Raw genomic sequence first — 25,558 nt, 5'->3', positions numbered from 1 at the left:
TAGAAAATCCCAGAGCAGCCCGTGCAGACTACAATTGATCACCCCGATCAATTGCTTAACGATCAAACCTCGCCAGGCTCATAACATGAAGATCGAAGTATCGTAGTCTCTACTGAGATGGACAAAAAGACAACGACGATCCGCTTGTCAGCATGCCTCTTAGAAGAGTGAGCAATGTAGTAGAGTTATCAGTTAAATTCAAACTTTCGTCACTGGACGCTTTCGAAGTGCAGGTTTTTCCGTAGTCCCGAGGATCTTTCCCAAACATCTTGTTTCCAATTCGCGAACTAAGAGTTTCGAATTTAGTCGTGGACACATTTTTGCCATAATGCCATCTTGGCACAGAGGGCGGCATGTCTTTATTTTAGCACTTTCTAGTTTTTCCAACTGGATTTGAGGGGGTTACCTAGTTCGATATGCCGCCCCACGAGCAGTCTTCTGATCGTCCAATGAATTAAGCGCATTTTCGGTGGCGTTGATATAATGCGCGTTCAAACCTTTTGTATCGCGCAATTGGGTATAGTTATGGTGTACTTCGACAGCGCCATTAGATTCTATGGGCGCAGTTTCAGGTATCTTTCCATTGATCGTTGCGCGCCGAATGATGTGCAATCGGCGATGCAGAGGTGCAACAGGTCAAGATAGAAATGCCATCAGAACGACCCCAACTAACGTCCTGAGAGCGGTATCTGAGCAAGTAAGCGCTGCCTGGATAGCAAGTTTCCGCAACGTAAGCATAAGCTCACTTTTCGCCTTTCAAGACTTGCTCTATGCCGGGTGCAGCATTCCGGTGGGGGCCGATATGAAACTCAGTGCGTTGGAAATCCTTTGCGTCATTTTGGCAAGTGTTGTGGCAGTGGTTGGTTTTGCCGGAGCCGTGAATGCGCTTGTTTCAGCGATCTAATGTAGCACCGCAAAGTTGTAGGGCCTTTAGGCGCATGTTGTCGCGCTCGTGACAACTGTTCTCTCGGGGTGTCGGTGGCTTTGTAGTAAGACATTGAAACTAAAAAATTAAAGAAACACCATGTACTTCTTTTTCGTTCATCGTTGACGCCGTCGTCGCCCAAAGTGAAAAGGCCTAGGGCCCGAAAACAAGCCCGCTTCGTCCAAATCTCGCGGTAGCGGTATTAGATTGAAAGCGTCGCCTCGTATTCCACCTAGCAGAGGGGTTGGCGAGGGGGTCGAGCCAACCCCTCTGAAGGGGATACACGGAACAGTGAAAGTGGTCCGTTGAGCTCAGGTTATGCGATGCGTGTAGGCCCGTATATTGGGGGTTCCCCGTAGTTGGGAAAATTAATCTTTCAGACACATTCCGGACATCTCGCCCAGATACCAAAACGATACGGCGCGCCTAGAAGATGTCTGATGATTTCTTGAGGGGGTACGAGTTTGGCGCGTCGTACCTTGAACCTCGATGATTTCCCAAAAACCTCAAACGAGGCTGATAACGTTGCCCTGCTTCAAGGACGCATCCGCCGCATCGGCCAGCAACTGAGCCCGCAGCCCATCGATGATACTTGGTGCAAGTTGTCCTGATCCGGACACAGCGGCGATGAAATGGGCCATCTCGGCTTGATAGGCGCCTTCGTAGCGTTCAAGAAAGAAATGCTGGGCGGGGGCTTTGCGGAAACCCGACGGAGTCGCGACCTCAACCACATTCTCCAACATGTTTTCGGCCCGCAACATGCCCTTCTCGCCATGCACCTCGATGCGCTGATCATAGCCATAGCTGGCGCGGCGCGAGTTGGAGATCTGGCAAATCTTGCCACTGGCCGTCGTCAGGGTTACGGCTGCGGTGTCGATGTCTCCGGCTTTGCCGATCTCGGGATCGACGAGCGATGATCCAACAGCGTAAACGCTGATAGGTTCTTCGCCCAGCAAGAAACGTGCCATATCCAAGTCATGAATCATCATATCGCGGAACAACCCACCCGAGCTTTCGATATAGCTGATCGGTGGCGGCGAGGGGTCGCGGGACAGAATGGTGACAATTTCGACCGCGCCGATCTCACCTTCGGCGATGCGGGATTGAATATTGGCAAAGCTCGGATCAAAGCGGCGGTTGAAGGCCGTCATGAAGGGCACGCCGGTGGCTTCGACCACTTTGATGCAATCGCGGATGCGGTCAGCGGACATGTCCACTGGCTTTTCGCAGAAGATCGCTTTGCCGGCATTCGCCGCTTTATGGATCAGATCGTAATGGGTGTCGGTCGGAGTACCGATGACGACAGCATCGACATCTTTGCTTTCGATCAGTTCGTTCGCCGACAGGATCTGTGCGCCAGTTTTGTCGGCCAGCATCTGAGCCGGTTCTGTGAATGCGTCCGCCACTGCGCTCACCCGTGCGCTATCAATCTGCCCGATCGAGCGCGCATGAACCTGACCGATCCGCCCGCATCCCAATAGCCCAATATTCAGCATGTCATGCCCCTTTGAACGCTTTCAGTACTCGGCGCGTCGCCTCGACCACCGGTTCATGTGTATCTTTCAGTATTTGAACGCGGTCGAACCTGTCCGGATCGGCATTCACGGCCGTTCGCAGGGCATTCCCAAAGGCCATTCGCAGCTCGGTCCCGATGTTAAATTTGCAGATTTTCGATCCGCGCGCCAGCGCAGCACGTTGCGCAACCGGCACGCCCGAGCCGCCATGGATTACCAGAGGTATATCGGTCACGGCTTCGATGGCGCGGATACGGGCCTCATCCAGACCGCCCTCTTTGTTCTGTTGCAAATGGACGTTGCCGACCGAGATCGCCATTGCATCCACGCCGGTCTCTCGGGCGAATTGCGCGGCTTCCTCCGGGTCGGTTCCGTCCGAACCTTCACCACCCGAATAGCCGACAAAACCGATTTCCCCCTCGCAGGAGACACCAGCGGCATGGGCCATCTCGGCAATTGCAGCGGTCTCGGCGATATTCTGTTCCAAAGGCTTGCGCGATCCGTCAAACATGACCGAGGTGAAGCCGCTGTCGATGGCGATGTGGCATTCGTCATGGGTGTAGCCATGGTCCAGATGGGCCACGACAGGCACACTGGCCCCTTCGGCCAGATGGCGGAACATCTTGCCCAGAACCGGCAGCGGCGTGTGTTCGCGGCATGATGGGCCGGCTTGCAGGATGATCGGTACGCCTTCGGCTTCTGCAGCGGCCACGTAGGCACGCATATCCTCCCAGCCCAACGTCACCAACCCGGCCACGGCATAGCCGTCACGCAGCGCGGGTTGCAGCACGTCCGATAATGTCACAAGGCTCATTTGAACTTGGCCACCATGTCCATAATGCCCGGGATCGTATGCAGCTGGGCTGCATGGGTCGGTTGGAAATACTGCTTCAGCGAGCGCTGACTGAGCCCGCCGAGGATGGTGAAATAGTACATTTCATAACCCGGCAAAACTGCGCAGGGGTGATAGCCCTTGTCCAGCAGGATCGTCGAGCCATCCATGATGTGATAGGCATCACCCGGCTTGTTGTCTTCGCGCTGCAGCATCTGGACGCCAGAACCATAGTTGGGCCGGAAGCGGAAATTATAGGTTTCGTCATGGCGGGTTTCGATCATTTCGCCATCGTCGCTTTTGCGGTCGGTGTCATGTTTGTGGCTGGGAAAGCCGGACCAGCCGCCCTGACCCACGGTATAAAGTTCAGACACCAGCAAGCGGCCGACCTTGTCGTGATGGTTCGCGCCCAGAATGTGTTTGATTTTTCGATGGGTTTTGGTGTCGTCCGATCCATACTGCACCAGATCCAGCTCGGGTACGCGGACATCAAAGGGTTCAAGCACACGGTCGAATTTTGCGCCCGCGATGAAGGTTTCGGTTTCATCCGTCATGCAGGTTATTCGAACCTTGGCGCCGACGGGAACGTATACGCCCTCGGGCTCGCCATCCCAGACGTCGATGGTGCGGTTGCCAAGGTTGGTATAGATCGCGCCGTCCACATCGACATCCACGGTACCGGTGGCGGGCACGATGCAGGTCTCATAGCCCGGTACGGCATATTCGAACACCTCGCCCTTTTTCAGTTTGACGATGTTGAAATAGTTTAGCGGCACCAGATCATGGTCGGCATCGACGATAGGTTTGTTCTGGTTGTCATGGGGCGCAATATGCATCTGCGGCTCCTTTCAGGTATCGGTTGGGCCCGGGTGTTGGGCCAGAAATTCGTCAAGTTCGGGCGTCGTCGGCATGGCCCCGGCGCAGCCGGGTTTCGACACGACGATCGACGCGCAGGCCGAACCGCGCAGCACCGCATCGCGCAGGTCATGCCCCGCAGCGGTCGAGGCCAGCAGTCCGGCCAGAAAACTGTCGCCTGCGCCGTTGGGCTTCACGGCGGTAACCGGGTAGATGCCGGTGCGGACCTCTTGCCCGTCTGCCAGCGTAATGGCCCCCTCATGGCCCATCTTGTAGATCACCATCTTGCCGTTGGCCGCCAATTCGCGGGCCTTGTCTAAACCTTTTTCGATGCCGCCCGCCATAAAGCCGAACTCTTCATCATTGCCTACGATCAGATCGCTTTCATTCCCTGCGCGGGTCAGAACCTCTGAGGCGACTTCGGGTGATGGCCAACTATAGGGGCGGTAATCGATGTCGAAGATCACCGGCAGGCCTGAGGCGCGCGCATTTTCAAACGCGCGGAAGGTGGCCGAGCGTGAGGGTTCCGCAGCAAACACCGTGCCCGCCGTGATCAGGGCTGAGAAGGCGCTGTAGTCGACCTCATCCATATCCGCCTCGGTTACCTGGAAATCAGCGGCGCCGTTGCGGTAGATGACATTCTGAAAGTCTTCGATGCAACTTTCGTAGACAGCCAAGGACGTACGCGCCTCGCCACCCACAGCTCGGACATATCTCGTTTCAACGCCATAGTCCCGCAGCCGGTTCACACAGAACCGCCCCACGGCATCATCCGAGACCGAGGTGACCAGCGCCGCTTGCGATCCCAGCTTCACCAGTCCGGCGCAGATATTGGCGCTTGATCCGCCCAGATCGGCGCGAAACACCTGTGCGTCTTCGCTTTTGGTTCCGACCGGATCCGCAAACATGTCCATTCCGGCCCTGCCGAACACGGCAAAGCGGTTACCTTTTATACCTTCGATCAGAGTCACGTGCGCCCCTCGGTATTGCCTGCCCGCGCGGCATCCAGCACCTCGGGGTAGGGATAATTCAGGCCCAGCAACTGCCGCAGATCGGGACTTGCCTGATCAAGGAAATCCTGCGGTAGCGCAGCGGGCATATCTTCCATCGGTTTAACCCATTTGGGCAGATACTGGATCAGGATCGCGCTGCGGTCGTGATCCGCTTTGTTCGGCATCGCGCAATGCCACGTTACGCCATAGAACAGAGCAACATCGCCAGGCTCACCGGTCATCTGCTCGCATTTGTCATAGAACTTGTCTTCGGGCGTGGGATAACGAAGCTCTTTCTGCGATCCGGGTACATAGCCGGTCGCGCCGCTTTCCTTGGTGAACGGGTCCAGCAAAACCGAGACCTGTGCATTCATTGGAAATGATCCATTCAGACCGACGGGATGCGTTTCGGGGCTGTGAAAGTCCCAATAGGGATAGTCGACATGCGGCTCCTGCCCCGGCCCGCCCGGCAGGATGCGATTGGCAGCGATCGAGCCCATGATGAACTCGGTCCCCAGAAACTTGCGGAGGATCTTCATCAGAACCGGATGCGCAGCCATGCGTGAAAACACGTCGCCCTTGGCCAACAGATTCCAGACCCGCCGCTGCAGGTTCAGTTTGCCATCCTCTTCCGCAGCGCCTTGGAAATGGGTCACTTTCTCGGCCGCCGTTTCGGATTCGGCCATGACGATGGCACGTGCCTCGGCGATCTCTTCAGGGGTGAAAAGGCCCGAGATTGCGACGACTCCATCACCGTTCAGCAATTCATCCACAATGACGTCTGGGTCAGCCGTTTCTACCTTGAACCGTTTCATCAGATGCCCTTGCGTTGTTTTTCGCGGGTCGATTCCCATTCGACATGGGCGTCACGAACCCTTTCGTCAGCCGAAGTGTGGGGCGTTCCAACCTCCCACCATGCATGGCCTTCAGTGGTCCAGCCTTCATAGGCGTCCACGTTCATCACAATCACATAAGTCTTATCGCTGGCCTTGGCGCGCTTGAACGCTTCGGCCAGTTCTGCCGGGTTCGCGACCTTTTCGCTGGTGGCCCCCATCGAGGCCGCGTGGGCCGCGAAATCAACGCCAAAGGCTTCGGGGATGGTAGGGCAGTCTTCCAGCAGGTTGTTGAAGCTTTCGTTGCCTGTGTTGTTCTGCAGCTTGTTGATGACTGCAAAACCGCCATTGTCCAGCACCAGAACAATCATCTTTTTGCGGCTCAGAACCGAGGAATAGATGTCCGAGTTCAGCATCAGATATGAGCCATCACCGCAAAACGTAATCGTGTCCTTATCCGGCTCACGCTCAGATTGGGCAATGCGCGCCCCCCAAGCGCCTGCGATCTCATAGCCCATGCAGGAGAATCCGAACTCAACATCAACGGTGCCAATATCCAGCGTGCGCCAGTTGGCGGTGACTTCAGCGGGCAGACCTCCGGCAGCGGCGACCACGCGGTCACGCGAGTCACAGAGTTCGTTCACAACGCCGATGGCCTGAGCATAGGAATTTGGACGGTTCCCGTAAGACACATTCTCAGCCACGTAAGCATCCCAATTGCGGCGCTCGTCTTGCGCCAGTGAAACCCAATCGGATGCAGCCGTGTAGTCAATTGCCTGTGTTAGAGCCTGAATTGAAAGCTTGGCATCCCCAACAACTGGTAAGGACATGTGCTTACCCGCATCATGCCGCGCAGCATTGATCGAGATGAACTGAGCGTCTTTGGCAAAGGCGGTCCACGATCCGGTGGTAAAATCCTGCAGCCGCGTGCCAACAGCGACGATCACATCGGCTTGCTCCGCAATTGCGTTGGCACTGTCCGATCCAGTGACGCCGATCGGGCCAATGTTCAGCGGGTGGGTCGCCAGCATATTGGCGCGGCCCGCGATGGTTTCGACGACCGGGATCTGAAGCTTTTCGGCGAATTCGGTCAGCTCGGTCACGGCTTTGGAATACTGCACGCCCCCACCCGCGATGATCATCGGGCGTTTCGCGCTTGCCAACGCGGTAGCGGCATCGGCGATTTCATCCGCATCGGGAGATTGGCGACGAATGCGATGCACTTTTTTCTCAAAGAACTTCACCGGGTAATCATAGGTCCAACCCTGCACATCCTGTGGCAACCCGAGGAACGCCGGCCCGCAATCGCCCGGGTCCAGCATTGTCGCTATAGCGGCGGGCAGAGATTGAATGACCTGTGCCGGATGCGTGATGCGATCCCAATAGCGGCTGACCGGTTTGAAGGCGTCATTCACACCAAACGTCGGGTCATAGTAGTTCTCCATCTGCTGCAGAACCGGATCCGGTAAGCGGGTGATGAACGTGTCCCCGCACAACATCAGCATTGGCAGCCGGTTCGCATGGGCCAGTCCAGCAGCAGTCAACAGATTCGCAGTGCCGGGGCCTGCGCTAGCGGTGCAGAACATGAATCGCTGACGCAGCCACTGCTTGGCATAGCCTGCGGCGGCGAATCCCATGCTCTGTTCATTCTGTCCGCGATACAACGGCAGCTCATCCCGGACAGTATTCAGTGCCTCGCCCAGGCAGGTCACATTGCCATGACCAAAAATCCCGAAGCCCCCGCCACATAGGCGATATTCCTGACCATCGATCTCTATAAACTGGTTCGACAGCCAGCGAATGATCGCCTGCGCCGTTGTCAGGTAAACAGTTTCGTGTTGCGCGGACATGTCTGCGGGCTCCTTTAGGAAAATTATGATGCAGTGCCGAATGCAGCTTGCGAGAGTCCTATTCTCACGATACAAGTTTTGCAACCGGTTGCAAATGGTTTTCAAGAAAAAGCGAGGGAGGACGTCGGAATGGCAGAGATCGGCATTGGCATTCTAGGCGGCGGATATATGGGCAAGGCTCATGCGGTCGCCATGTCCTCGGTTGGGGCGGTGTTCAACACGGCCTTGCGACCACGGTTAGAGATGGTGTGCGCCTCGTCACCGGAAAGCGCTGAGCGGTATCGTCAGGCCTATGGATTCGCGCGCTCGACGGATGACTGGCGTGTGTTGGTGAACGACCCGAAGGTCGAGGCCGTTGTGATCGCCACGCCTCCGGAAACACATCGCGAGATCGCTCAGGCAGCGTTTGCGCTGGGCAAACCTGTGCTGTGTGAAAAGCCTTTGGGCGCGTCGCTGGAGGATGGTGCGGCGATGTCAGCAGCGGCCGAGGCCTCGGGCTTGGCCAACATGGTTGGTTTCAACTATATCCGCACCCCGGCCAGCCAATACGCTCGCGCTCTGATAGCCGAAGGAGAGATCGGCGACATCACATGGTTTCGGGGTGAGCATACCGAAGATTTCTACGCGCACCCTCAAGCCCCGGCAACCTGGCGTACAACAGGAATGTCGAACGGAACGATGGGTGATCTTGCGCCTCATATGATCAATGCCGCACTGGCTTTGATCGGCCCGATTTCACGCGTGATGGCCGAGGTCGAAACCGTGCACAATAGCCGCCCGGGTGGCGAAGTTGACAATGACGACCACGCTCAGATGATGGTGCGGTTCGCGAACGGAGCAATGGGATCGATCTATATCAGTCGAATCGCGACTGGGCGCAAGATGGGCTATGCCTATGAGATCAGTGGCACCAAGGGTGCGATCCGCTTTGATCAGGAAGACCAGAACGTTTTGTGGCTCTACCGTATGGAGGGTCCCGAAGCTGAGCGTGGCTTTCGCAAGATCCTGACCGGCCCTGCGCACCCGGACTATGAGCCGTTCTGTCAAGGGCCGGGCCATGGCACGGGCTATCAGGATCAGATCATCATCGAGGCGCGAGATTTCCTGCGCGCGATCGAGACAGGTAAACCGGTCTGGCCGACCTTCCACGACGGGCATGAGGTCAACCGGGTCGTCGCTGCGGCATTGGCATCGTCAGCGGATGAAAGCTGGAAAAATATCGAAGATTTCTGAGCATCGGAGACAAGACAAGATGAGCATCAGAATTGGCAATGCGCCCTGTTCCTGGGGCGTGGAATTTGCGCAGGACCCGCGCAATCCGCATTGGAAAACCGTTCTCAGCGAATGCGCTGCGGCCGGGTATAAGGGTATCGAACTCGGCCCGGTGGGTTTCATGCCCGAAGACCCTGCGGTGCTGGCCGATGCGCTGGCCGAGCATGATCTTGAACTGATCGGCGGCGTTGTGTTCCGCAACTATCACGACCCCGACGCGTGGGAAGACGTGCTGGACGCCACCCACCGCACCGCTCGCGCATTGAAAGCGCATGGGGCGCAGCACATGGTGCTGATCGATGCGATCTCACCCCGCCGCGCGCCAACCGCTGGTCGCGCCGATGAGGCTGAGCAGATGGACAAGGCCGAGTGGACGGCGTTCCGGGATCGGATTTCTGAAAGCGCGCGGATCGGGTCCGAGGAATACGGGCTGACCGTTGGGATGCACGCTCATGCTGCGGGCTTCATGGACTTTGAACCTGAACTTATCCGTTTGCTGGACGAGGTCGATGAAAGCCTTCTTAAAATTTGCTTCGATACGGGGCATCACTCTTATGCCGGGTTCGATCCGGTCGGCTTCATGAAGCGCTACGTTGATCGGATCTCGTACATGCACTTCAAGGATATCTCTCCGACAGTGAAAGCGGATGTAATTGCCAATCGGACGGGCTTCTATGATGCTTGCGGGCAGGGGATTTTCTGCAATCTGGGCGACGGCGACGTGGACTTTCCGACCGTTCGCCAGGTGCTGCTGGACGCTGGTTTCACAGGATGGTGCACGGTCGAGCAGGATTGCGACCCAACGCTCGACCCTGATCCTGTGGGGGACGCGCGGAAGAATCGTGAATACCTTGAATCAATTGGTTTCAGTTAAGGAGGTCCAGACCATGACCAAGCTGAAATGGGGCATGATCGGAGGCGGCGAAGGCAGCCAGATCGGACCGGCGCACCGGTTGGGGGCGCTGGCGGACGGGCATTTCCAATTCACCGCCGGAGCGCTGGATCACAGGCCTGACATTGGTCGCGAATACGCCCAACGATTGGGTATCGCGGCAGACCGAGCCTACGGCGACTGGACCCAGATGCTGGAAGGTGAGCGCGGGCGCGAGGATCGGATTGATCTGGTCACTGTAGCCACTCCAAATGCGACGCATTTCGAGATCACCAAAGCGTACCTTGAGGCCGGGTTCAACGTGCTGTGCGAGAAGCCCATGACCATGACGGTGGAAGAGGGCGAAGAGATTGTCAAAGTCGCAGAGAAATCAGGAAAGATTTGCGCGGTAAACTACTGTTACTCGGCTTATCCGATGGTGCGTCAGGCTCGTGCGATGGTGCGCGCAGGTGAGATCGGCAAGGTCCGTCTGGTCGTTACCAATTTCAGCCACGGCCATCACGGAGACGCCACCGATGCTGACAATCCACGCGTGCGCTGGCGCTATGATCCCGCGATGGCGGGTGTTTCCGGGCAGTTCGCTGATTGCGGTATCCACGCGATGCATATGGCCGGATTCATTGCGGATGATGAGGTTGAGACCCTCTCTGCAGATTTTGCTTCAACCATTGGCAGCCGTGAACTTGAAGATGATGCCATGGTCAACTTCCGCACGACAAAAGGCGCTGTTGGCCGGTTGTGGACCTCTTCGGTCGCCATCGGTCGGCAGCACGGGTTCGACATTCAGGTGTTCGGAGAAACCGGCGGTCTGCGATGGGCGTCGGAGCAGCCGAACCAGCTTATCTACACGCCTGTTGGTGGTCGCCTGCAGATCATAGAAAAAGGCGAAGGCGGGCTGCATGAAGACGCGCAACGTCTCAGCCGGGTGGCGATTGCGCATCCCGAAGGGTTCCCGTTGGCGGTTGCGAATATCTATTGCGATCTCGCAGATGCAATTGCCGGGGAAACCCGCGACGGCTTGCCCAATGCGGCAGACGGCGTGCGGTCGATGGCGGCTGTGCATACAGCGGTCGAGTCGGCGAAACAGGGCAGCGCGTGGATGGATGCCCGGCCACCGATGTTTCGTTAACTCTCAGATACGGGGCGCAATGTGCCCCGTTCCACCACCGAACATGGGAATATCCGCGCCTCCGGATATCGGTCGGGTTCGTTCAGGGTTGCCACCATCAGCTCGATCGAAGAGCTCACGATTTGCCGGATCGGCTGATGGATGGTGGTGAGATCAATATTCTCCCACCGTGCCATTTCCATGTCGTTCAGGCCGATGATGCCGATGTCTTCGGGCACCTTTAGGCCACTATCCAGAATTGCGGACAACACCCCGATGGACAACACGTCATCACCGCAGAAATAGGCATCAGCCCGCTCAGATTGCAGCAAGCGTAGCATTTCCTGACGACCTGCATCGAATGAGTAAGCCTCAGCAAACGAGCAGGTCACATCAATGCTAGGATGCCGGGCCATCTCTGACATGAAGCCTGCATGGCGATCCTGGGTCGAGGTCGCCGCTTCGGGCCCGCCTAGAAAGGCTACTTTCGTATAACCACGCGCGACCAGCTCGCGGGCCGCCATGCGTCCGCATTCCACATTGTCAATCCCGACCACATGAACCTGCGGTGAAGAGGATGACCGGCCAAAGCTGTGCACCACTGGTACGCCGGCATCCCGAAACGCTTTTGCGAAGCCGGGCGGCAAGGTCGACGACGCTACGACAACGCCATCGACCGAATACTGGCGCAGCATTCGTACCGAATTTTCGGGTTCAACCTCGTCGGTCAGATTCACCAGCAACGGGCGCAGGCCTCGGTCCTGCAGCCCCCTGGTAAAGAGGTCGAAAACTTCAAGAAATATCGGGTTGTGGAAGTTGTTCGAGACCAGCCCGATCAGCTTAGTTCGGCCTGTGGTCAGAGATGAAGCCAGTGCATTTGGGCTGTATCCCAGCTCACGCGCGGCCTTCTCGACTTTTCGGCGCATCTTGTCGGAAACCGAGGCCCCATCGGTGAAAGTGCGCGACACCGCCGAGCGTGAAACGCCGGCGCGTTCTGCAACCTCTTTCAATGTGACAGCCATGATCCGTCTGACCTTCCTGCGTTTAGTGGCAGTCCTTTTACCTGTATTCTTTGGCAGATACAGTATGAAACACATCTGACACCGTTTGCAACCGGTTGCAAAATTTTGACAGATATGCTCTAACTCGAGTCGGAGAGGTGCGAAGGACTGCCTCAATCCGCGATAACATGAGTTTTGGGAGGACATCATGACTTCACTGACGAAGAAGTTGGCGCTGGCGGCGGCGGTAGCTGCGACGCCTCTGATCGCAGCCACGGGCGCTGCGGCGGAAGGTGAGAAATACATTCTGGTCAGCCACGCGCCAGACAGCGATAGCTGGTGGAACACGATCAAGAACGGCATCGCGCTGGCAGGCGACCAGATGGGTGTCGAAGTCGAATACCGCAATCCGCCCACTGGCGACCTTGCTGATATGGCGCGGATTATCGATCAGGCGGCTGCTTCGGGTCCGAACGGGATCATTACCACGTTGGCGGATTATGATGTGCTGAGCGGACCGATCAAATCAGCGGTCGATGCGGGCGTTGATGTCATCATCATGAACACTGGTACGCCGGATCAGGCACGGGAAGTTGGTGCCCTGATGTATGTGGGTCAGCCCGAATATGATGCCGGATTTGCTGCAGGCCAGCGCGCCAAGGGTGACGGCATCGGCTCGTTCCTTTGTGTGAACCACTATATCGTTCAGCCCTCAAGCCAGGAACGTTGTCAGGGCTTTGCAGACGGCCTGGGCATTGAACTGGGGGATCAGATGATCGACGCCGGTCAGGACCCAGCCGAGATCAAGAACCGCGTGCTGGCCTATCTGTCGGCGAACCCGGATACTGATGCGGTTCTGACACTGGGTCCAACCTCGGCTGATCCGACAATTCTGGCGCTGGAAGAAAATGGTATGGCCGGTGACATCTATTTCGGCACCTTCGATCTGGGTGGTGAGATTGTCAAAGGCATCAAGTCTGGCGTGATCCAGTGGGGAATTGATCAGCAGCCCTTCCTGCAGGCTTACCTGCCGGTTGTTGTGATGACCAACTACCACCGCTATGGCGTTTTGCCGGGCAACAACATCAATTCGGGTCCCGGCTTCGTAACTGCTGATGGTCTGACCAAGATCGAAGAATTTGCTGGCGAGTACCGCTGATTCTTACAGCGCGGGTGCCCCGCCAAAGCGGCGCCCGCCAACAACTATCTGACGCAAAATCACTGCTTAACTCGGAGGGGCGTTCTAATGAGCGAGTCTGCTCAAAACACGGCTGTAACCGACGAACGGATTAAAGAAATATCGCCGCTGCGCAAGGCCTTGATCCGGCCTGAACTCGGCGGGATGGTTGGCACCGTTGCCGTCTTCACCTTCTTTCTTTTGTTCGCTTTTGACAGCGGCATGTTCAACGCACAGGGCATGATGAACTGGTCGGTTGTCTCGGCGCAGTTCATGATCATCGCCGTAGGTGCGTGCCTTCTGATGATTGCCGGTGAGTTTGACCTGTCAGTCGGGTCGATGATTGGCTTTTCGGGCATGATGATCGCAATTTTTTCGGTCACGCTGGCGTGGCCGGTCTGGATGGCGATTCTCGTCACGTTTGCAATGGCGGTGGCAATCGGCGCGCTGAACGGTTGGATCGTGATCCGGACTGGTTTGCCCAGCTTTATCGTAACGCTGGCCTTTCTGTTCATTTTGCGCGGCTTTACAATCTTCCTGCCGCAGGTGATCGAGCGCAAAACTATTATCGGCGGTGTGAAAGACGCAGCCGAAGGCGATTGGCTGGCGCCGATCTTTGGTGGTAAAATTTTGCAGGGATTGTTCCAATGGCTCGGGGATGCCGGGATTATCGCCGTATTCGAGCGTGGCACCCGCGCCGGTCAGCCAGTTGTGGATGGTATTCCAATGCTGATCGTCTGGGCGATCGCACTGATCATCTTTGGACACGTGCTGCTGACCAAAACGCGGTTCGGCAACTGGATCTTCGCCTCGGGCGGGGATGCTGAGGCGGCGCGCAACTCGGGTGTGCCTGTGAACCGGGTCAAGATTCTGATGTTTATGTTCACGGCCTTCTGCGCCACCGTCTTTGCCGTCTGTCAGGTGATGGAGTTCGGATCGGCTGGTGCTGACCGGGGTTTGCTGAAAGAGTTCGAGGCGATCATCGCCGTGGTCATCGGCGGCGCGCTTCTGACCGGAGGATACGGCTCGGTACTGGGCGCAGCGCTGGGCGCGCTGATCTTTGGGGTGGTGCAACAGGGGTTGTTCTTTGCCGGTGTCGAAAGCTCGCTGTTCCGGGTCTTCCTTGGGGTGATCCTGCTGGGGGCGGTGATCCTCAACACCTATATTCGCCGCATCATCACGGGAGAGCGTTGATATGAATCCCGAACATGAACCCATCATCCAGATGAAAAACATCGAAAAGCACTTCGGCAGCGTGATCGCGCTGGCGGGTGTCTCGGTGGACGTGTTCCCCGGTGAATGCCACTGCCTTCTCGGCGACAACGGTGCTGGCAAGTCGACCTTCATCAAAACCATGTCGGGCGTGCACCAGCCTACGCATGGAGAGATTCTGTTCGAAGGCCACCCCATGCATTTCGCCGACCCGCGTGATGCCATCGAGGCCGGGATCGCAACCGTGCACCAGCATCTGGCCATGATCCCGTTGATGTCGGTCTCGCGCAACTTCTTCATGGGCAATGAGCCGGTAAAGAAGGTCGGACCTCTTCACTTTTTTGATCATGACTATGCCAACAAGGTCACGATGGAAGAGATGAAGAAAATGGGGATCAACCTGCGCGGCCCTGATCAGGCGGTGGGCACGCTGTCAGGTGGTGAACGCCAGACCGTCGCCATCGCGCGGGCGGTGCATTTCGGCGCGAAGGTTCTGATCTTGGATGAACCGACCTCGGCCCTTGGGGTGCGCCAAACAGCCAACGTTCTGGCGACCATCGACAAGGTGCGCAAGCAGGGGATCGCGGTGGTCTTCATTACTCACAACGTCCGCCATGCACTGGCGGTTGGTGACAGGTTCACGGTTCTCAATCGCGGGCAGACGCTGGGTACGGCGCAGCGCGGTCAGATCACCCCGGAAGAGCTGCAGGACCTAATGGCCGGTGGTCAGGAGATGGTCGAGCTTGAAGGCAGTCTGGGCGGAACCGTCTGATACATTTTTGCCCCGCTGGCTGTGCTGGCGGGGTGACTACTTCTTCTCGAAGTACAATATGACCTCACCCAGCCTTACGCCAAAACGCGAAACATAGGCTCGGTTCAATAACCGGTCATCCGACAACAACCACATCCAGTCATCGAAATTGACACGCATGGTGCCGTCTTTGACGGGCAGGTCGATTTTGTACTTCCAGTTAAACGTATCGCCCCTTTCGACCCCACTGGCTGTGCCCAGCACACCGGGAGCGGTGCCGGTCCAAGTGTCATCGCCGGTCTTGGTCAGGGTCCAGATCCGTTGTTCGGTCGCACCATCGTCATAGACGAAATCTTCGACAAGCGTCAGAGTCTCTCCGTCCCATGTGCCGTCAATATCGACCTGGAAGCGACGCGGGACATTACCTAGTACATCCTGAAACTGACCATAAGCGACAGTCCTACCTTCGAAGAACTCTTCAAGGTTCAGTTGACGATCTGACAGAAACGTTTTTGGTATACGCGGTTTGGCCGAGCATGCGGCGAGGATGGCCAACCCCGCGATCGCGACACCTGCAATAAGGGTACGGCGGGGGATCATTGCAAAACCCTCAGCTCAGAGTCTGCATCGTGGCCGTTTGCGCCATGCAGATGGGTGGATTTCACTTCAGGCGCAGGGCGCATCGTGGCGACCAGCTCGGCCACCTTGATCCCGAATTTTCGCATCTCGGACCGGTTCATGATTACACCGTTCTCCGTCAGATACATCCAGTCGGTCACATCCAGTGTATGCCCGCCCGCGTCCTCGGGCAGGATGATGCGATAGGTCAGCTTGACGGTTGAGCCTGAAATCACGCCTTTGCCCTCGCCGACTATATCGTCCGCTGTTGCGGTGAATGTGTTACCCGTGCCTAACGTCAGATGCCATTTGCGGGTCATCTGTTTGCCGTTGGAATAGGTGAAATACTCGGAAAGCGTACCGGTGTTGCCATCCCATTCGCCGACCATACGCGCGACAAAGCTGTTCGACATCTTGCCGTTGGGGCCATAGATCAGCCCTTCCGACAGGATCTCTCCATTCAGGTTCTTCTTCAGCGAAAACTCAGGCCCGGTTCCGCTGTAGTCGGAGGGTGATTGCGAGCGGAAACTGAGGAACCGGTTCTTCACAGCAAACAGCGCAAAAATCGCAAGCAGACAGATCAGGAGCGTTTTCATTTGGCAGAGACCTCTGTCGGGAGAGTCAGGACCATGCCAAACGCTCCGAGTTTCAAGATGCAGGGCAGCACCGCATAGGCGAGGGTGAGTGTATTCAAAGCCTCGGCAGAATTGGCCTGTCCAGGTGTAAAGCCGCTGCGTTCCAGTAGCGGCAGTGTGAAAAAGGCGGCCAGAGCTAGACCCAGCTTACCTGCGAAAGACCAGATGCCGAACGCAGCAGATGCGTTCAGCCCGGCCCGGGTCAGAACGACCGAGAACATAGCGGGCAGGACAACCATGTCCGCCCCAAGCGCCGCGCCGGATGCGAGGCATATGATGGCGAAACCGATGAGATTCCCAGGGGCTAGAAGAGCGGCCCCGACAAAGCCGAGAATGGCCAGCGGCATGGCGATCATCAGAGTCTGTTTCGGGCCAATTCGGTTGCTGAGCCTGGCCCAGAACGGAACGCTGAGCCCGGCGCTGAGGAAGAACAGGATCAGCAATGGCCCCGCTTTGCCTGGCAGTTGCAGCCGATCTTCAACAAAAAACAGAAACAGGGTCGAGGTGATGGCGACGGGCAGGCTGTTGACCAACGCAAGGGCAAGCAGACGTAAAGCCCCTGCCTGTCCTAGGCCTGCAAAGGACAGCCCTTGACCGGTGATCGGCGTGCGTCGCCACATTGGCAGAGTAACAGCCAGAGTCACAACGCTCAGAAGCCCGAGAAACACTCCAAAGGCCGGATACCCTTGCGCGGCTGCGCCAAGCGCCACGAACACAGCGGGTGCTGCGGCTGCTATGATAACTCCGGTCAGTTGTCCGCCTTCGCGGAAGGCGGCTAGTGTCATCAGTTCCTTCGCGCTAGCCTGTTTCGCCAGCGTGGCGCTGCGGCCATAAAGCAAGATGGTCCCGAGGCTGTAGGCCGAGAATAACAGGATCAGAATAGACACTAATGCGGCGATACTTGCCCCTTCTGGCAAACCAAACAGCAATGGGAATCCAATCGCCAGACCCAGCGCAGAGGCGGCGGCAAACAACATTTGCCCACCGGGCCAGCGATCAATGGCCCAGCCAATCAGTGGATCTTGCACCAGATCGACCAGCCGAATGACCAGCAGAATGGTGCCAATGACCCCCAGCCCGATACCGAGATTCACGGCTGCAAAGCGCGGCAGGTGGATGTAAAGCGGGATACCTGCTGCAGCAAGCATCAGCGCATAGAGGCTGACACGCGGGTACAGCATCACTGCCCCTTCAACTGCTGTGTGAACGAGGCGGATCGTGTATTGTTACCCAGAAAAATTGACATGAAGCTGCGTGTGATACCCGGATTTGTCAGGGTGCAGGTTTTGCTTCCGTTGCGCCAGAAGCTGACGCTGTTGGGGCCTTGCGCGATGGCCAGATAGCTATCGCCTTTGCTGACCGCCTGAAAACAGCCCTGCAATTGGGCTTCCGTCGGCGCAGAATTGCCTTGTCGGGCCATCTCTTCCAGTGTCGACTCGACCAGCGCTTTTTGTTTCAGGTTTTTTCGATAGGTCAATTGTAGGCCGAAATTCTCGTTCCAGCTGAATGCGGCACCGCCGGGCGTGTAAAGCTTGGCGTCATAGAGCGGCAGCCCCAGAAAACGGAATGTCCCGGCGCCGCGCAGCTTAGGATCTTTGATTGCATCCGACAAAGGCGAAGCCGCCAGTCCGCCGGGGACCATCAGCGCCAGTGACAGCAGCGCAGCGCAACAGGTTCTATACGCTGGCCGAAACAGCGAGGTCCGTTTCAGGGATACCATTGTCAGCTCCGATGCTCTGCGGGATGGCGGTGAGGCGCTCGACAACATGCATTGCGCTGGCAATCCCGTCTTCGTGGAAACCATGCCGGTTATACGCCCCGGCAAACCAGGTTCGGTTCTGTCCCTGCATCTCGCGGATTTGCCCTTGCGCGCGCAGGGCGGCTTTGTCGAACACCGGATGGGCGAACTCGACCTCGTCATAGATTTTGTCCGCGGGAATGTCTGATGCGGCGTTCAGGGTCACAAACAGTGGGTCACTGTCGGGGATATTCTGAAGCCGATTCATCCAATATGTGACCCCAACATTGCCCTTTTGCGATCGATAGGTCCAACTGGACCAGCAAGCACGCCGCCTGGGCATTTGGCGGGGATCACAGTGCAGGATAGCTTTGTTCGGTTGATATCTAATCGCACCGAGCGCCGCTTTTTCCGCTTCGGTCGCTGCATCACCCAAGATGGCGAGAGACTGATCGGAATGGGTTGCCAGTATGATTTCGTCAAACAGAGCGGCCTCACCTCCTGCATGGACGGTGACGCCCAGATCATGCCGCTCGATCCGCTGCACGGGTGCGGACAGTCTGATGTCAGCACCGCGCGCACGTAGCGCAGTTTCGATCCGGCGGACATATTCGATGCTGCCGCCTTTCACGGTGTACCACTGGTGCTGATTGGCACGGCCCGAGGCCAGCAGCGCGTGATTGCGGAAGAACTGCACCAGCGAGCGGGCTGGGAACTGATCGACGAACTCGACCGGAGTTGACCAGATCGCGCCGCACATCGGCATCAGATAATTGTGCCGGAACCAGTGGCCGAGACGCAGTTGATCCACAAGCTCACCGATCGTGGTGTCGTCGTCCTGCGCGGCTTCGGGGGCCTCTTTGCCAAACCGCAGGATATCGGCGATCATCTTGTAATAGGCTGGACGCGCGAGGTTGCGTTTCTGCGCGGTCAAAGTGCGCAGATTGTTCAACCCATATTCGATGCGGCCATTGTCGATAGTTGCGCCAAAGCTCATCTCACTTTTGGTAACTGGCACGTTCAGCTCATCAAACAGCCGGGTCAAATAGGGGTATGTGACATAGTTGAAGACGATGAAACCGGTATCTACCGGCTGATCTCCGTTCTTTCCGGCCATCACCGTGCGGGCGTGGCCGCCCAGTCGAGGTTCAGCCTCGAACACGGTTATATCGTTGTCTTCGGAAAGGTAATAAGCTGCGGAGAGACCTGAAATGCCTGCGCCTATGACTGCGATTTTCTTGCGTACGCCCCGGGTTTCGTCGAACATTCCATCCTCGTTATTCGGTATTTACAACAAGATACGCAGGGAATGAGCCTTTGGATCAACCGAGTTAGAAGTTTTTTTCCGACGCGCTATGTAGTGTTATCTGGCCGAATGCTACGAGCGCTGGGCGTGATCCATTGCTGCTGTCAGAACGTATTCGACCTACTAGTACGAAAAAAGACTTACGCATGAGCAGTTTTGACGGAAAAACCTATTGGATCATTGGCGCCAGCGAAGGGCTGGGCCGTTGCTTGGCCGAAAAGCTGAGCCGCGAAGGCGCGCATCTGATCCTTTCTGCTCGCAATGCCGAGCGATTGGATGAAATCTGTGGCACCTTGCCTAATGCACGTGCTGTACCGATGGATGTGACTGATCTCGACACTGTGCGCCGCGCTGTGGTGGAGGCTGGCTCAATTGACGCGCTTGTCTACAACGCAGGCGCCTATGAGCCGATCAGTACGTCAGATTGGGACACCGATGCCGCTTTGGCGATCAGTGATGTGAACTATTCCGGTGCGCTTCGGGTGTTGGGTGAAACCGTCCCAGGATTTGTGGGCTCAGGCAGTGGTGATATCACGCTGATCGGGTCGCTTGCCGGGTATCATGGGCTTCCCAATGCGATCTCGTACGGGGCCAGCAAGGCTGCGCTGATCTCGCTGGCCGAGACCATGCGGCACGATCTGGCAGGGTCAGGCGTGACGGTGCGCATTGTCAATCCGGGGTTCATCAAGACCCGTCTGACCGACAAGAACAGTTTCAAAATGCCGATGCTGATGACACCCGAAGATGCGGCCGATCGCGTATTGCGCGCCATGTCCCGTCGCCGGTTTCGAACCGATTTCCCGATACCGTTCTCATGGGTTGTGCGCTTGATCGATTATTTGCCCGATATTCTGGTGTACCGGGGAAAGTGACCCTATCCGCAAGTAAGCCTCTGAATTGTGCCTGCGCCGTTCACATAAACGTTCAGCCGGTCGATGCGATAATCCTGCGTGGCAATATCATCCGGGCCCAGAACGCGCGACCGTTCAGGCAGTTGGGCTTGTATGGTTGAAACCGGCTCACCAATGGTGTTCGCAAACGGTTCTCCCTTACAAAATGCAAGATCAACCGGTGCCTCCTCTAGTTCAAGCGCCGCGTCCTGCGGTGCAGAGGTCTCAGAACATGCGGTCAGAAGAATTAGGATCGGAAATAAACGGTACATTGGCGCAGGGCTTTCTGGTGATGTCGTTTCTGAAATATCAAAGATTTAGCCAACCTGTCATGAAAGCGCAGTTGAAAAAACCCTGTATTTGACGCAGGGTCGGGCAAAACAGACAGGGAGACAAGCACCATGCGTACCCGTGCTGCCGTCGCCGTTCAGGCAGGCAAACCTTTGGAAGTGATGGACGTAAACCTTGAAGGCCCCAAAGCGGGCGAGGTTCTGGTCGAGATCAAGGCGACAGGCATTTGCCATACCGATGAATTCACACTGTCGGGCGCCGACCCTGAAGGCTTGTTTCCCGCCATTCTGGGCCATGAAGGCGCAGGTGTCGTGCTTGAGGTCGGCCCGGGTGTAACCAGCCTGAAACCCGGCGATCACGTCATCCCGCTTTATACGCCCGAGTGCCGTGAGTGCGAATACTGCCTGCATCCCAAGACCAACCTGTGCCAGGCAATTCGCGAAACCCAAGGCCAGGGCCTCATGCCGGATGGCACCTCGCGTTTTTCTACGTTGGATGGCGATCCGATCCTGCACTACATGGGCTGCTCGACCTTCTCGAACCATACGGTTCTGCCTGAAATCGCGCTCGCCAAAGTGCGTGAGGACGCGCCCTTTGACAAGATCTGCTATATCGGCTGCGGCGTGACCACCGGAATTGGCGCGGTGATCAACACTGCCAAGGTAGAAATTGGCAGCCGTGCCATCGTGTTCGGCTTGGGCGGTATCGGCCTGAACGTGATTCAGGGCCTGCGTCTGGCTGGCGCGGATCAGATCGTGGGCGTTGATTTGAATCCAGCCAAGGTGGAAATGGCGACCAAGTTCGGCATGACCGATTTCGTGAACCCCTCTGAGGTCGAAGGTGATCTGGTGCCGTATCTGGTCAACCTGACCAAGGGCGGCGCGGATTATACCTTTGACGCCACAGGCAATGTCGGCGTAATGCGCGCAGCGCTGGAATCGGCTCACAAGGGCTGGGGTGAATCGATCATCATCGGTGTGGCTCCTGCGGGTGCCGAAATCTCGACCCGACCGTTCCAACTGGTAACAGGCCGCTCATGGCGTGGCACCGCGTTTGGCGGAGCGCGTGGACGCACCGACGTCCCGAAAATCGTGGATTGGTACATGGACGGGAAGATCGAGATCGACCCCATGATTACCCACACCATGGGCCTGGATGACATCAACCACGGTTTCGACCTGATGCATAAGGGCGAGAGTATCCGATCAGTGGTCGTCTACTAAGGCTCTATAAGGGCTGAAATGGATTGCACGGCGCGCTGCAATGCGCGCCGTTTCTTATTCTCCGGGCCTCGTCGCTCCAGTATCTGACCGCGGCGACCTGACGCGCAGCACAGGCGTATTAGCAGAGGTAGTGTTTGATCGGCTCTCTCGCCAAACCACGAAAACACCTGATGCGATGATGATACTTGCGCCAACGGCGACCCAGATATCCGGGTGCTCGCCAAAGAAAATCACGCCGAAGATCGTGGCCCAGATGATCTGGCTGTATTGACTGGGCGCAATGACGCCGGCGGGGGCGGCGCGATAAGCAAGGATGATCAGGTGCTGTGCGATTACCGAGAACACCCCGACAAACGCCATCATCGCCAGATGCAGCAATGATGGTGGTTGATAGACTGCCGGTTGGGCGACGCTCATGACGGCGATGGCCAGCAGCATAGGATAAAGGATCAGGACGGCAGAGCGTTCTTCATTCCCGATTTTGCGGACAAGAACCGAAGCAAATGCGCTGCAGAAGGCTGCTGCCAGAGCCGCTAAATGGCCCAGGGTGATTTCGGTTGCGCCAGGGCGCAGGACGATCAGGACGCCGATCAGGCCGACGCCCACGGCCGCCCACCTTTGGGCTCGGACCACCTCACCCAGAATCGGAATCGACAGAACAGTTACGATCAGCGGGAAGGAAAATAGCAGGGAATAGACTTCGGCCAGCGGCAGCACCGAAAAAGCGTAGAAGGCACAAGACATGGCCATGATCATCGTCGCTGATCGCAACAGCACCAACCACGGATGCCGCGGCAGGAAATTCCCAGTGGTCCGATCGGCCAGAATTGTTACTGCCATAGGGACAAAGGAAAACAGCGTCGCAAAGAAGATGATCTGCAAAACCGAATAGGTGCCACCCAGCACCTTGATCAGCACGTCATGCGTCGCGAAGACGGCAAAGCCTAAGAACGCAAAGGCAAGCCCACGAAGGGTGGAGTTCTGAGCGCTCATGACAAAAGCCTCAATCATAGATGGATCGTTTGGGGTGTTTGATGTTTGCTTAGACCCAAATTGGTCTGACGGGTAGCCCTTATTTTATCGCTAACATTCTTTTGCAGGCAGGGTTGCAGATTTTGCAATACGCAGGAAACGGGTCGAGTCCAAAACAAGCGATTGCCATGATCATCTCAAATCAAGGAGAAACATCATGCACGGAATTTCAGCCCTACCAACACAGCAGGTTCAGGCATATCGCGCCGGTGCGCCGGATGGATATGGAAACCCACCAGAGCGTGCGATTTCCAATGGGGCGGGCAACCCATGCCGTCATTGTTTGAAATACATACCGGAAGGCAAAGAGATGCTGGTGTTGGCGCACCGACCCTTCCCGGAAACGCAGCCTTATGCAGAGACTGGACCGATCTTCCTTTGTGCCGACCCCTGCGCACGCTATGAAAGTGAGGATGTGCTGCCCGAGGCGTTGACCGACTCGCCCAACTACCTGATCAAAGGGTATGGTCCGGACGACCGAATTGTCTATGGAACCGGGATCATCACCCCACAGGCGCAGTTGCATGAGGCGGCTGAAAAAATCTTCTCCCGCGCTGAAGTCGCTTACATCCACATCCGATCTGCTCTGAACAACTGTTATCACGCACGGATCGATCGTGTCTAAAGCTTGACGCGGTGCATCCCCCGATGTGGTTGGTTCGGGTCGTTGACAGTTGCGTCGTCGACCCGACTGGAGGTCAACGCAAGGAACACATCCTCAAGATCAGCTTCTTCAGTGCGGACGTCCTGGATGCGAATATCGGCCTGACGTACAGATTCCAGCACCTGCTCGGCTGTAGTTAGGTTGCTGTGGTATTGCAGCACAAGGTCGCCGTTCTCACGTTGCGCTGCAATCACGTTATCCGCTACAGGCAGAGTCTGAATGGGGCTATCCGGCACGATCACCATGGTTCGGCTGTCCATGCGGCCTAGCAGATTGGCCGTGCTGTCTTGTGCGATCTTTTCGCCGTGATTGATAATGGCGATCTCGTCACACATCTCTTGCGCTTCTTCCAGATAGTGCGTGGTCAGGATGATGGTCATGCCCTGTTCGTTCAGCTTGCGCACATTGGCCCAAAGCATCTGTCGCAGTTCAATATCCACACCCGCCGTGGGTTCGTCGAGCACCAGAATCTTGGGATGGTGCACCAGCGCTTTGGCCAGCAGCAGACGCCGCCGCATTCCGCCCGAAAGCGTGCGCGCATAGGCCTCGGCCTTGTCGGCAAGGCCAACGAGGTCGAGGATCTCATCGCTTCGCCGATCAGACTTGGGAACACCGTACAGCCCGGCCTGAACTTCTAATGCGCCTCGAGGTGTAAAGAACGGATCAAGGTTCAATTCCTGAGGCATCACGCCGATGGCGGCGCGGGATTGGCGCGGGTTTTGATCCTGGTCGAAGCCCCAGATCGAGACGCTGCCAGACGTTTTGACCACCAGCCCCGCCAGAATGTTGATCAGGGTCGATTTGCCGGCTCCATTCGGGCCAAGCAGACCGAAAACGGACCCCTGCGGTACCGTCAGGTCGATCCCTTTCAAAGCCTGTTTCTCGGGCTGGCCCTTGCCGCCGCGATAGGTCTTGCGCAGTGATCTGATTGTGATTGCCGCATCGGACATGTGGCCCTTGCCCCCGGTTTGCTCATCGCCCATAAACGCACCTAATACATGCCCACGAGGCCGACAACCAAAGAAGGATCGCCAGCCGTGACCATCGAAGCGCCGGAAACCAAGATTGTCGATAATACCCGTGTCGCCTGCGATGGTGGCGAGGGTGCGCTGGGTCATCCGCGCGTCTGGCTGCAGATTCCCGAAGACACTGGTTGGGTCGAGTGCCCCTATTGCGATTGCAAATACGTGCTGCGTGGTGAGGACTCTGGTCAGGACGCGTAAGGGCGATCAGGACGGCAGGCGGTCGTAACTGGCGAGGATGGATAATGCTGTTCACAGCCAAAACGATTGACCTTTCCGACAGCCAGCCAATCGCGAACGGGACTGTGCGCAGTGTCTATGACTTTCCCGGTCATCCTGACCTTCTGATCAAAGTTTTTACCCGGTCCCAAGATCGTGTCTCGCACAGGCTTGGCAAGCGACTGGCATGGAAACTGTTCCCCGAGGCGCAGTATCGCAGCACGCTAAAAGAGCTGGAATGCGAGCTGCGGGTATCGCTGAAACTCGGGACGGAAATTGAGCGTTCACCCCTGTCCAGGATGTTGGGCGTGGTTCAGACGACGCATGGGGCGGGGGTTGTGGTTGAGCGCATTTCTGGCCTTGATGGCGGGCTTGCACCCAAGCTTTATGAAGTCTGCCGCAGTGGATTGGACGCCCCGGTTTTGGAAGCGTTGAATGCATTCGTTGCGCAGATGTTTGACCTTCACATCGTCGCGCGCGACGTCAAAAGCTCGAACATCGTCTATGGAACGCGGGGGGCGGGCCCAGCCTGTTTCCTGATCGATGGATATGGTGAGCGGAACCTCATCCCACTGCGCAGCCTGTCCCAACGTCTGAATGATCGCTCGCTGAACAAACAGTTCTCGTTGATCGCGCAAAAAGCAGGCTTGGCTTGGAATGCGGATAAGCGCACTTTTTCGAATAGCTAAGGCCAGACCACGGGCAA

Annotated in this window: 26 protein-coding genes; 11 read left to right on the top strand and 15 right to left on the bottom strand. The window is 57.0% G+C overall.

Features of this window, described 5'->3' with window-relative positions; all coding sequences use genetic code 11:
• Window positions 1-1,431: 1,431 nt before the first annotated feature.
• The 6 genes from iolG to iolD are packed head-to-tail and all read right to left on the bottom strand — an operon-like array spanning window position 1,432 to window position 7,801.
• Window positions 1,432-2,421 carry an inositol 2-dehydrogenase gene (gene iolG / locus ACR0L9_RS12215; RefSeq protein WP_480895756.1) on the bottom strand — a complete coding sequence of 330 codons (990 nt, stop codon included), beginning with the start codon at window positions 2,419-2,421 and terminating at the stop codon, window positions 1,432-1,434.
• 1 nt (window position 2,422) lies between these two features.
• Window positions 2,423-3,253 (bottom strand): class II fructose-bisphosphate aldolase, encoded by an 831-nt coding sequence (locus tag ACR0L9_RS12210; protein ID WP_170408596.1) that lies wholly within the window; start codon window positions 3,251-3,253, stop codon window positions 2,423-2,425.
• On the bottom strand, window positions 3,250-4,107 hold the full coding sequence (locus ACR0L9_RS12205) for a 5-deoxy-glucuronate isomerase (protein WP_170395026.1): 858 nt from the start codon (window positions 4,105-4,107) through the stop codon (window positions 3,250-3,252). Before ACR0L9_RS12205 ends, ACR0L9_RS12210 begins: the two co-directional genes overlap by 4 nt.
• 12 nt (window positions 4,108-4,119) lie before the next feature.
• Window positions 4,120-5,097: a 5-dehydro-2-deoxygluconokinase gene (gene iolC / locus ACR0L9_RS12200; protein ID WP_480895755.1), complete on the bottom strand. Its 978-nt coding sequence runs from the start codon at window positions 5,095-5,097 to the stop codon at window positions 4,120-4,122.
• Window positions 5,094-5,933 carry a phytanoyl-CoA dioxygenase family protein gene (locus ACR0L9_RS12195; protein ID WP_480895754.1) on the bottom strand — a complete coding sequence of 280 codons (840 nt, stop codon included), beginning with the start codon at window positions 5,931-5,933 and terminating at the stop codon, window positions 5,094-5,096. Before ACR0L9_RS12195 ends, iolC begins: the two co-directional genes overlap by 4 nt.
• The gene (gene iolD, locus ACR0L9_RS12190) at window positions 5,933-7,801 is read right to left on the bottom strand and encodes a 3D-(3,5/4)-trihydroxycyclohexane-1,2-dione acylhydrolase (decyclizing) (protein WP_480895753.1); all 1,869 of its coding nucleotides are present in this window, start codon (window positions 7,799-7,801) and stop codon (window positions 5,933-5,935) included. Before iolD ends, ACR0L9_RS12195 begins: the two co-directional genes overlap by 1 nt.
• 129 nt (window positions 7,802-7,930) lie before the next feature.
• Between iolD and ACR0L9_RS12185 the strand changes: the two genes are divergently transcribed.
• From ACR0L9_RS12185 to ACR0L9_RS12175, 3 genes are read left to right on the top strand one after another with little or no spacing between them, the layout of a single operon-like run.
• Window positions 7,931-9,034 (top strand): Gfo/Idh/MocA family protein, encoded by a 1,104-nt coding sequence (locus ACR0L9_RS12185; protein ID WP_170395018.1) that lies wholly within the window; start codon window positions 7,931-7,933, stop codon window positions 9,032-9,034.
• Between the two features lie 19 nt (window positions 9,035-9,053).
• Window positions 9,054-9,947 carry a sugar phosphate isomerase/epimerase family protein gene (locus ACR0L9_RS12180; RefSeq protein WP_170515248.1) on the top strand — a complete coding sequence of 298 codons (894 nt, stop codon included), beginning with the start codon at window positions 9,054-9,056 and terminating at the stop codon, window positions 9,945-9,947.
• Window positions 9,948-9,960: 13 nt separating this feature from the next.
• Window positions 9,961-11,094: a Gfo/Idh/MocA family protein gene (locus ACR0L9_RS12175; protein ID WP_480895752.1), complete on the top strand. Its 1,134-nt coding sequence runs from the start codon at window positions 9,961-9,963 to the stop codon at window positions 11,092-11,094.
• Here the strand turns inward: ACR0L9_RS12175 and ACR0L9_RS12170 are convergent.
• Window positions 11,091-12,095, bottom strand: coding sequence for a LacI family DNA-binding transcriptional regulator (locus tag ACR0L9_RS12170; protein ID WP_170395012.1), 1,005 nt, complete (start codon window positions 12,093-12,095; stop codon window positions 11,091-11,093). The genes ACR0L9_RS12175 and ACR0L9_RS12170 overlap by 4 nt on opposite strands.
• Before the next feature lie 187 nt (window positions 12,096-12,282).
• Between ACR0L9_RS12170 and ACR0L9_RS12165 the strand changes: the two genes are divergently transcribed.
• The 3 genes from ACR0L9_RS12165 (at window position 12,283) to ACR0L9_RS12155 (ending at window position 15,235) form a co-directional block, all read left to right on the top strand.
• Window positions 12,283-13,233, top strand: a complete 951-nt coding sequence (locus ACR0L9_RS12165; RefSeq protein ID WP_170395010.1) for a sugar ABC transporter substrate-binding protein — start codon at window positions 12,283-12,285, stop codon at window positions 13,231-13,233.
• 87 nt (window positions 13,234-13,320) lie between these two features.
• Window positions 13,321-14,445: an ABC transporter permease gene (locus ACR0L9_RS12160; protein WP_170408588.1), complete on the top strand. Its 1,125-nt coding sequence runs from the start codon at window positions 13,321-13,323 to the stop codon at window positions 14,443-14,445.
• A 1-nt stretch (window position 14,446) separates the two neighbouring features.
• Window positions 14,447-15,235: an ATP-binding cassette domain-containing protein gene (locus tag ACR0L9_RS12155; protein WP_170395006.1), complete on the top strand. Its 789-nt coding sequence runs from the start codon at window positions 14,447-14,449 to the stop codon at window positions 15,233-15,235.
• 36 nt (window positions 15,236-15,271) lie between these two features.
• Here ACR0L9_RS12155 and ACR0L9_RS12150 read toward each other — a convergent pair whose 3' ends face one another.
• From ACR0L9_RS12150 to ACR0L9_RS12130, 5 genes are read right to left on the bottom strand one after another with little or no spacing between them, the layout of a single operon-like run.
• Window positions 15,272-15,814 (bottom strand): DUF3833 domain-containing protein, encoded by a 543-nt coding sequence (locus ACR0L9_RS12150; protein ID WP_480895751.1) that lies wholly within the window; start codon window positions 15,812-15,814, stop codon window positions 15,272-15,274.
• On the bottom strand, window positions 15,811-16,428 hold the full coding sequence (locus ACR0L9_RS12145; RefSeq protein ID WP_170426000.1) for a DUF3833 domain-containing protein: 618 nt from the start codon (window positions 16,426-16,428) through the stop codon (window positions 15,811-15,813). The genes ACR0L9_RS12150 and ACR0L9_RS12145 overlap by 4 nt, the downstream gene beginning before the upstream one ends.
• Window positions 16,425-17,648: an MFS transporter gene (locus ACR0L9_RS12140; protein WP_480895750.1), complete on the bottom strand. Its 1,224-nt coding sequence runs from the start codon at window positions 17,646-17,648 to the stop codon at window positions 16,425-16,427. The genes ACR0L9_RS12145 and ACR0L9_RS12140 overlap by 4 nt, the downstream gene beginning before the upstream one ends.
• The gene (locus ACR0L9_RS12135) at window positions 17,648-18,187 is read right to left on the bottom strand and encodes a hypothetical protein (protein WP_170515239.1); all 540 of its coding nucleotides are present in this window, start codon (window positions 18,185-18,187) and stop codon (window positions 17,648-17,650) included. Before ACR0L9_RS12135 ends, ACR0L9_RS12140 begins: the two co-directional genes overlap by 1 nt.
• Entirely contained in the window at window positions 18,144-19,472 is a 1,329-nt protein-coding gene (locus tag ACR0L9_RS12130; RefSeq protein WP_480895749.1) for an NAD(P)/FAD-dependent oxidoreductase, read from the bottom strand. Before ACR0L9_RS12130 ends, ACR0L9_RS12135 begins: the two co-directional genes overlap by 44 nt.
• A 185-nt stretch (window positions 19,473-19,657) precedes the next feature.
• Between ACR0L9_RS12130 and ACR0L9_RS12125 the strand changes: the two genes are divergently transcribed.
• On the top strand, window positions 19,658-20,383 hold the full coding sequence (locus tag ACR0L9_RS12125; protein ID WP_480706580.1) for an SDR family NAD(P)-dependent oxidoreductase: 726 nt from the start codon (window positions 19,658-19,660) through the stop codon (window positions 20,381-20,383).
• Between the two features lie 2 nt (window positions 20,384-20,385).
• Here the strand turns inward: ACR0L9_RS12125 and ACR0L9_RS12120 are convergent, their stop codons facing one another.
• Window positions 20,386-20,673 (bottom strand): I78 family peptidase inhibitor, encoded by a 288-nt coding sequence (locus ACR0L9_RS12120; protein WP_170394986.1) that lies wholly within the window; start codon window positions 20,671-20,673, stop codon window positions 20,386-20,388.
• Between the two features lie 129 nt (window positions 20,674-20,802).
• Between ACR0L9_RS12120 and ACR0L9_RS12115 the strand changes: the two genes are divergently transcribed.
• Window positions 20,803-21,915: an S-(hydroxymethyl)glutathione dehydrogenase/class III alcohol dehydrogenase gene (locus ACR0L9_RS12115; RefSeq protein WP_170394983.1), complete on the top strand. Its 1,113-nt coding sequence runs from the start codon at window positions 20,803-20,805 to the stop codon at window positions 21,913-21,915.
• 54 nt (window positions 21,916-21,969) lie between these two features.
• Here the strand turns inward: ACR0L9_RS12115 and ACR0L9_RS12110 are convergent, their stop codons facing one another.
• The gene (locus ACR0L9_RS12110) at window positions 21,970-22,908 is read right to left on the bottom strand and encodes a DMT family transporter (RefSeq protein WP_170408579.1); all 939 of its coding nucleotides are present in this window, start codon (window positions 22,906-22,908) and stop codon (window positions 21,970-21,972) included.
• A 196-nt stretch (window positions 22,909-23,104) separates the two neighbouring features.
• On the opposite strand from ACR0L9_RS12110, the gene ACR0L9_RS12105 reads away from it, so the two are divergent.
• Window positions 23,105-23,572, top strand: coding sequence for a DUF1203 domain-containing protein (locus tag ACR0L9_RS12105; RefSeq protein ID WP_170394977.1), 468 nt, complete (start codon window positions 23,105-23,107; stop codon window positions 23,570-23,572).
• On the opposite strand, the gene ACR0L9_RS12100 is transcribed toward ACR0L9_RS12105, so the two are convergent.
• Complete coding sequence (locus ACR0L9_RS12100; protein WP_170395098.1) at window positions 23,569-24,561, bottom strand: ABC transporter ATP-binding protein; 993 nt, start codon at window positions 24,559-24,561, stop codon at window positions 23,569-23,571. The two genes, ACR0L9_RS12105 and ACR0L9_RS12100, sit on opposite strands and share 4 nt — an antisense overlap.
• 87 nt (window positions 24,562-24,648) lie before the next feature.
• Between ACR0L9_RS12100 and ACR0L9_RS12095 the strand changes: the two genes are divergently transcribed.
• Together ACR0L9_RS12095 and ACR0L9_RS12090 are read left to right on the top strand one after the other, a co-directional pair.
• The gene (locus ACR0L9_RS12095; protein WP_480761017.1) at window positions 24,649-24,834 is read left to right on the top strand and encodes a zinc-finger domain-containing protein; all 186 of its coding nucleotides are present in this window, start codon (window positions 24,649-24,651) and stop codon (window positions 24,832-24,834) included.
• A gap of 44 nt (window positions 24,835-24,878) precedes the next feature.
• Window positions 24,879-25,541 (top strand): YrbL family protein, encoded by a 663-nt coding sequence (locus ACR0L9_RS12090; RefSeq protein WP_170394971.1) that lies wholly within the window; start codon window positions 24,879-24,881, stop codon window positions 25,539-25,541.
• Window positions 25,542-25,558: the final 17 nt, after the last annotated feature.

Source organism: Ruegeria sp. I3, from assembly GCF_056532525.1.
This window is presented reverse-complemented; position numbering and strand designations above follow the sequence as displayed.

Bases quoted from the DNA above. Each gene is read 5' to 3' on its own strand.
- iolG (WP_480895756.1), bottom strand. From the start codon at position 2,421: ATGCTGAATATTGGGCTATTGGGATGCGGGCGGATCGGTCAGGTTCAT.
- ACR0L9_RS12210 (WP_170408596.1), bottom strand. From the start codon at position 3,253: ATGAGCCTTGTGACATTATCGGACGTGCTGCAACCCGCGCTGCGTGAC.
- ACR0L9_RS12205 (WP_170395026.1), bottom strand. From the start codon at position 4,107: ATGCATATTGCGCCCCATGACAACCAGAACAAACCTATCGTCGATGCC.
- ACR0L9_RS12195 (WP_480895754.1), bottom strand. From the start codon at position 5,933: ATGAAACGGTTCAAGGTAGAAACGGCTGACCCAGACGTCATTGTGGAT.
- iolD (WP_480895753.1), bottom strand. From the start codon at position 7,801: ATGTCCGCGCAACACGAAACTGTTTACCTGACAACGGCGCAGGCGATC.
- ACR0L9_RS12185 (WP_170395018.1), top strand. From the start codon at position 7,931: ATGGCAGAGATCGGCATTGGCATTCTAGGCGGCGGATATATGGGCAAG.
- ACR0L9_RS12180 (WP_170515248.1), top strand. From the start codon at position 9,054: ATGAGCATCAGAATTGGCAATGCGCCCTGTTCCTGGGGCGTGGAATTT.
- ACR0L9_RS12175 (WP_480895752.1), top strand. From the start codon at position 9,961: ATGACCAAGCTGAAATGGGGCATGATCGGAGGCGGCGAAGGCAGCCAG.
- ACR0L9_RS12170 (WP_170395012.1), bottom strand. From the start codon at position 12,095: ATGGCTGTCACATTGAAAGAGGTTGCAGAACGCGCCGGCGTTTCACGC.
- ACR0L9_RS12165 (WP_170395010.1), top strand. From the start codon at position 12,283: ATGACTTCACTGACGAAGAAGTTGGCGCTGGCGGCGGCGGTAGCTGCG.
- ACR0L9_RS12160 (WP_170408588.1), top strand. From the start codon at position 13,321: ATGAGCGAGTCTGCTCAAAACACGGCTGTAACCGACGAACGGATTAAA.
- ACR0L9_RS12155 (WP_170395006.1), top strand. From the start codon at position 14,447: ATGAATCCCGAACATGAACCCATCATCCAGATGAAAAACATCGAAAAG.
- ACR0L9_RS12150 (WP_480895751.1), bottom strand. From the start codon at position 15,814: ATGATCCCCCGCCGTACCCTTATTGCAGGTGTCGCGATCGCGGGGTTG.
- ACR0L9_RS12145 (WP_170426000.1), bottom strand. From the start codon at position 16,428: ATGAAAACGCTCCTGATCTGTCTGCTTGCGATTTTTGCGCTGTTTGCT.
- ACR0L9_RS12140 (WP_480895750.1), bottom strand. From the start codon at position 17,648: ATGCTGTACCCGCGTGTCAGCCTCTATGCGCTGATGCTTGCTGCAGCA.
- ACR0L9_RS12135 (WP_170515239.1), bottom strand. From the start codon at position 18,187: ATGGTATCCCTGAAACGGACCTCGCTGTTTCGGCCAGCGTATAGAACC.
- ACR0L9_RS12130 (WP_480895749.1), bottom strand. From the start codon at position 19,472: ATGTTCGACGAAACCCGGGGCGTACGCAAGAAAATCGCAGTCATAGGC.
- ACR0L9_RS12125 (WP_480706580.1), top strand. From the start codon at position 19,658: ATGAGCAGTTTTGACGGAAAAACCTATTGGATCATTGGCGCCAGCGAA.
- ACR0L9_RS12120 (WP_170394986.1), bottom strand. From the start codon at position 20,673: ATGTACCGTTTATTTCCGATCCTAATTCTTCTGACCGCATGTTCTGAG.
- ACR0L9_RS12115 (WP_170394983.1), top strand. From the start codon at position 20,803: ATGCGTACCCGTGCTGCCGTCGCCGTTCAGGCAGGCAAACCTTTGGAA.
- ACR0L9_RS12110 (WP_170408579.1), bottom strand. From the start codon at position 22,908: ATGAGCGCTCAGAACTCCACCCTTCGTGGGCTTGCCTTTGCGTTCTTA.
- ACR0L9_RS12105 (WP_170394977.1), top strand. From the start codon at position 23,105: ATGCACGGAATTTCAGCCCTACCAACACAGCAGGTTCAGGCATATCGC.
- ACR0L9_RS12100 (WP_170395098.1), bottom strand. From the start codon at position 24,561: ATGTCCGATGCGGCAATCACAATCAGATCACTGCGCAAGACCTATCGC.
- ACR0L9_RS12090 (WP_170394971.1), top strand. From the start codon at position 24,879: ATGCTGTTCACAGCCAAAACGATTGACCTTTCCGACAGCCAGCCAATC.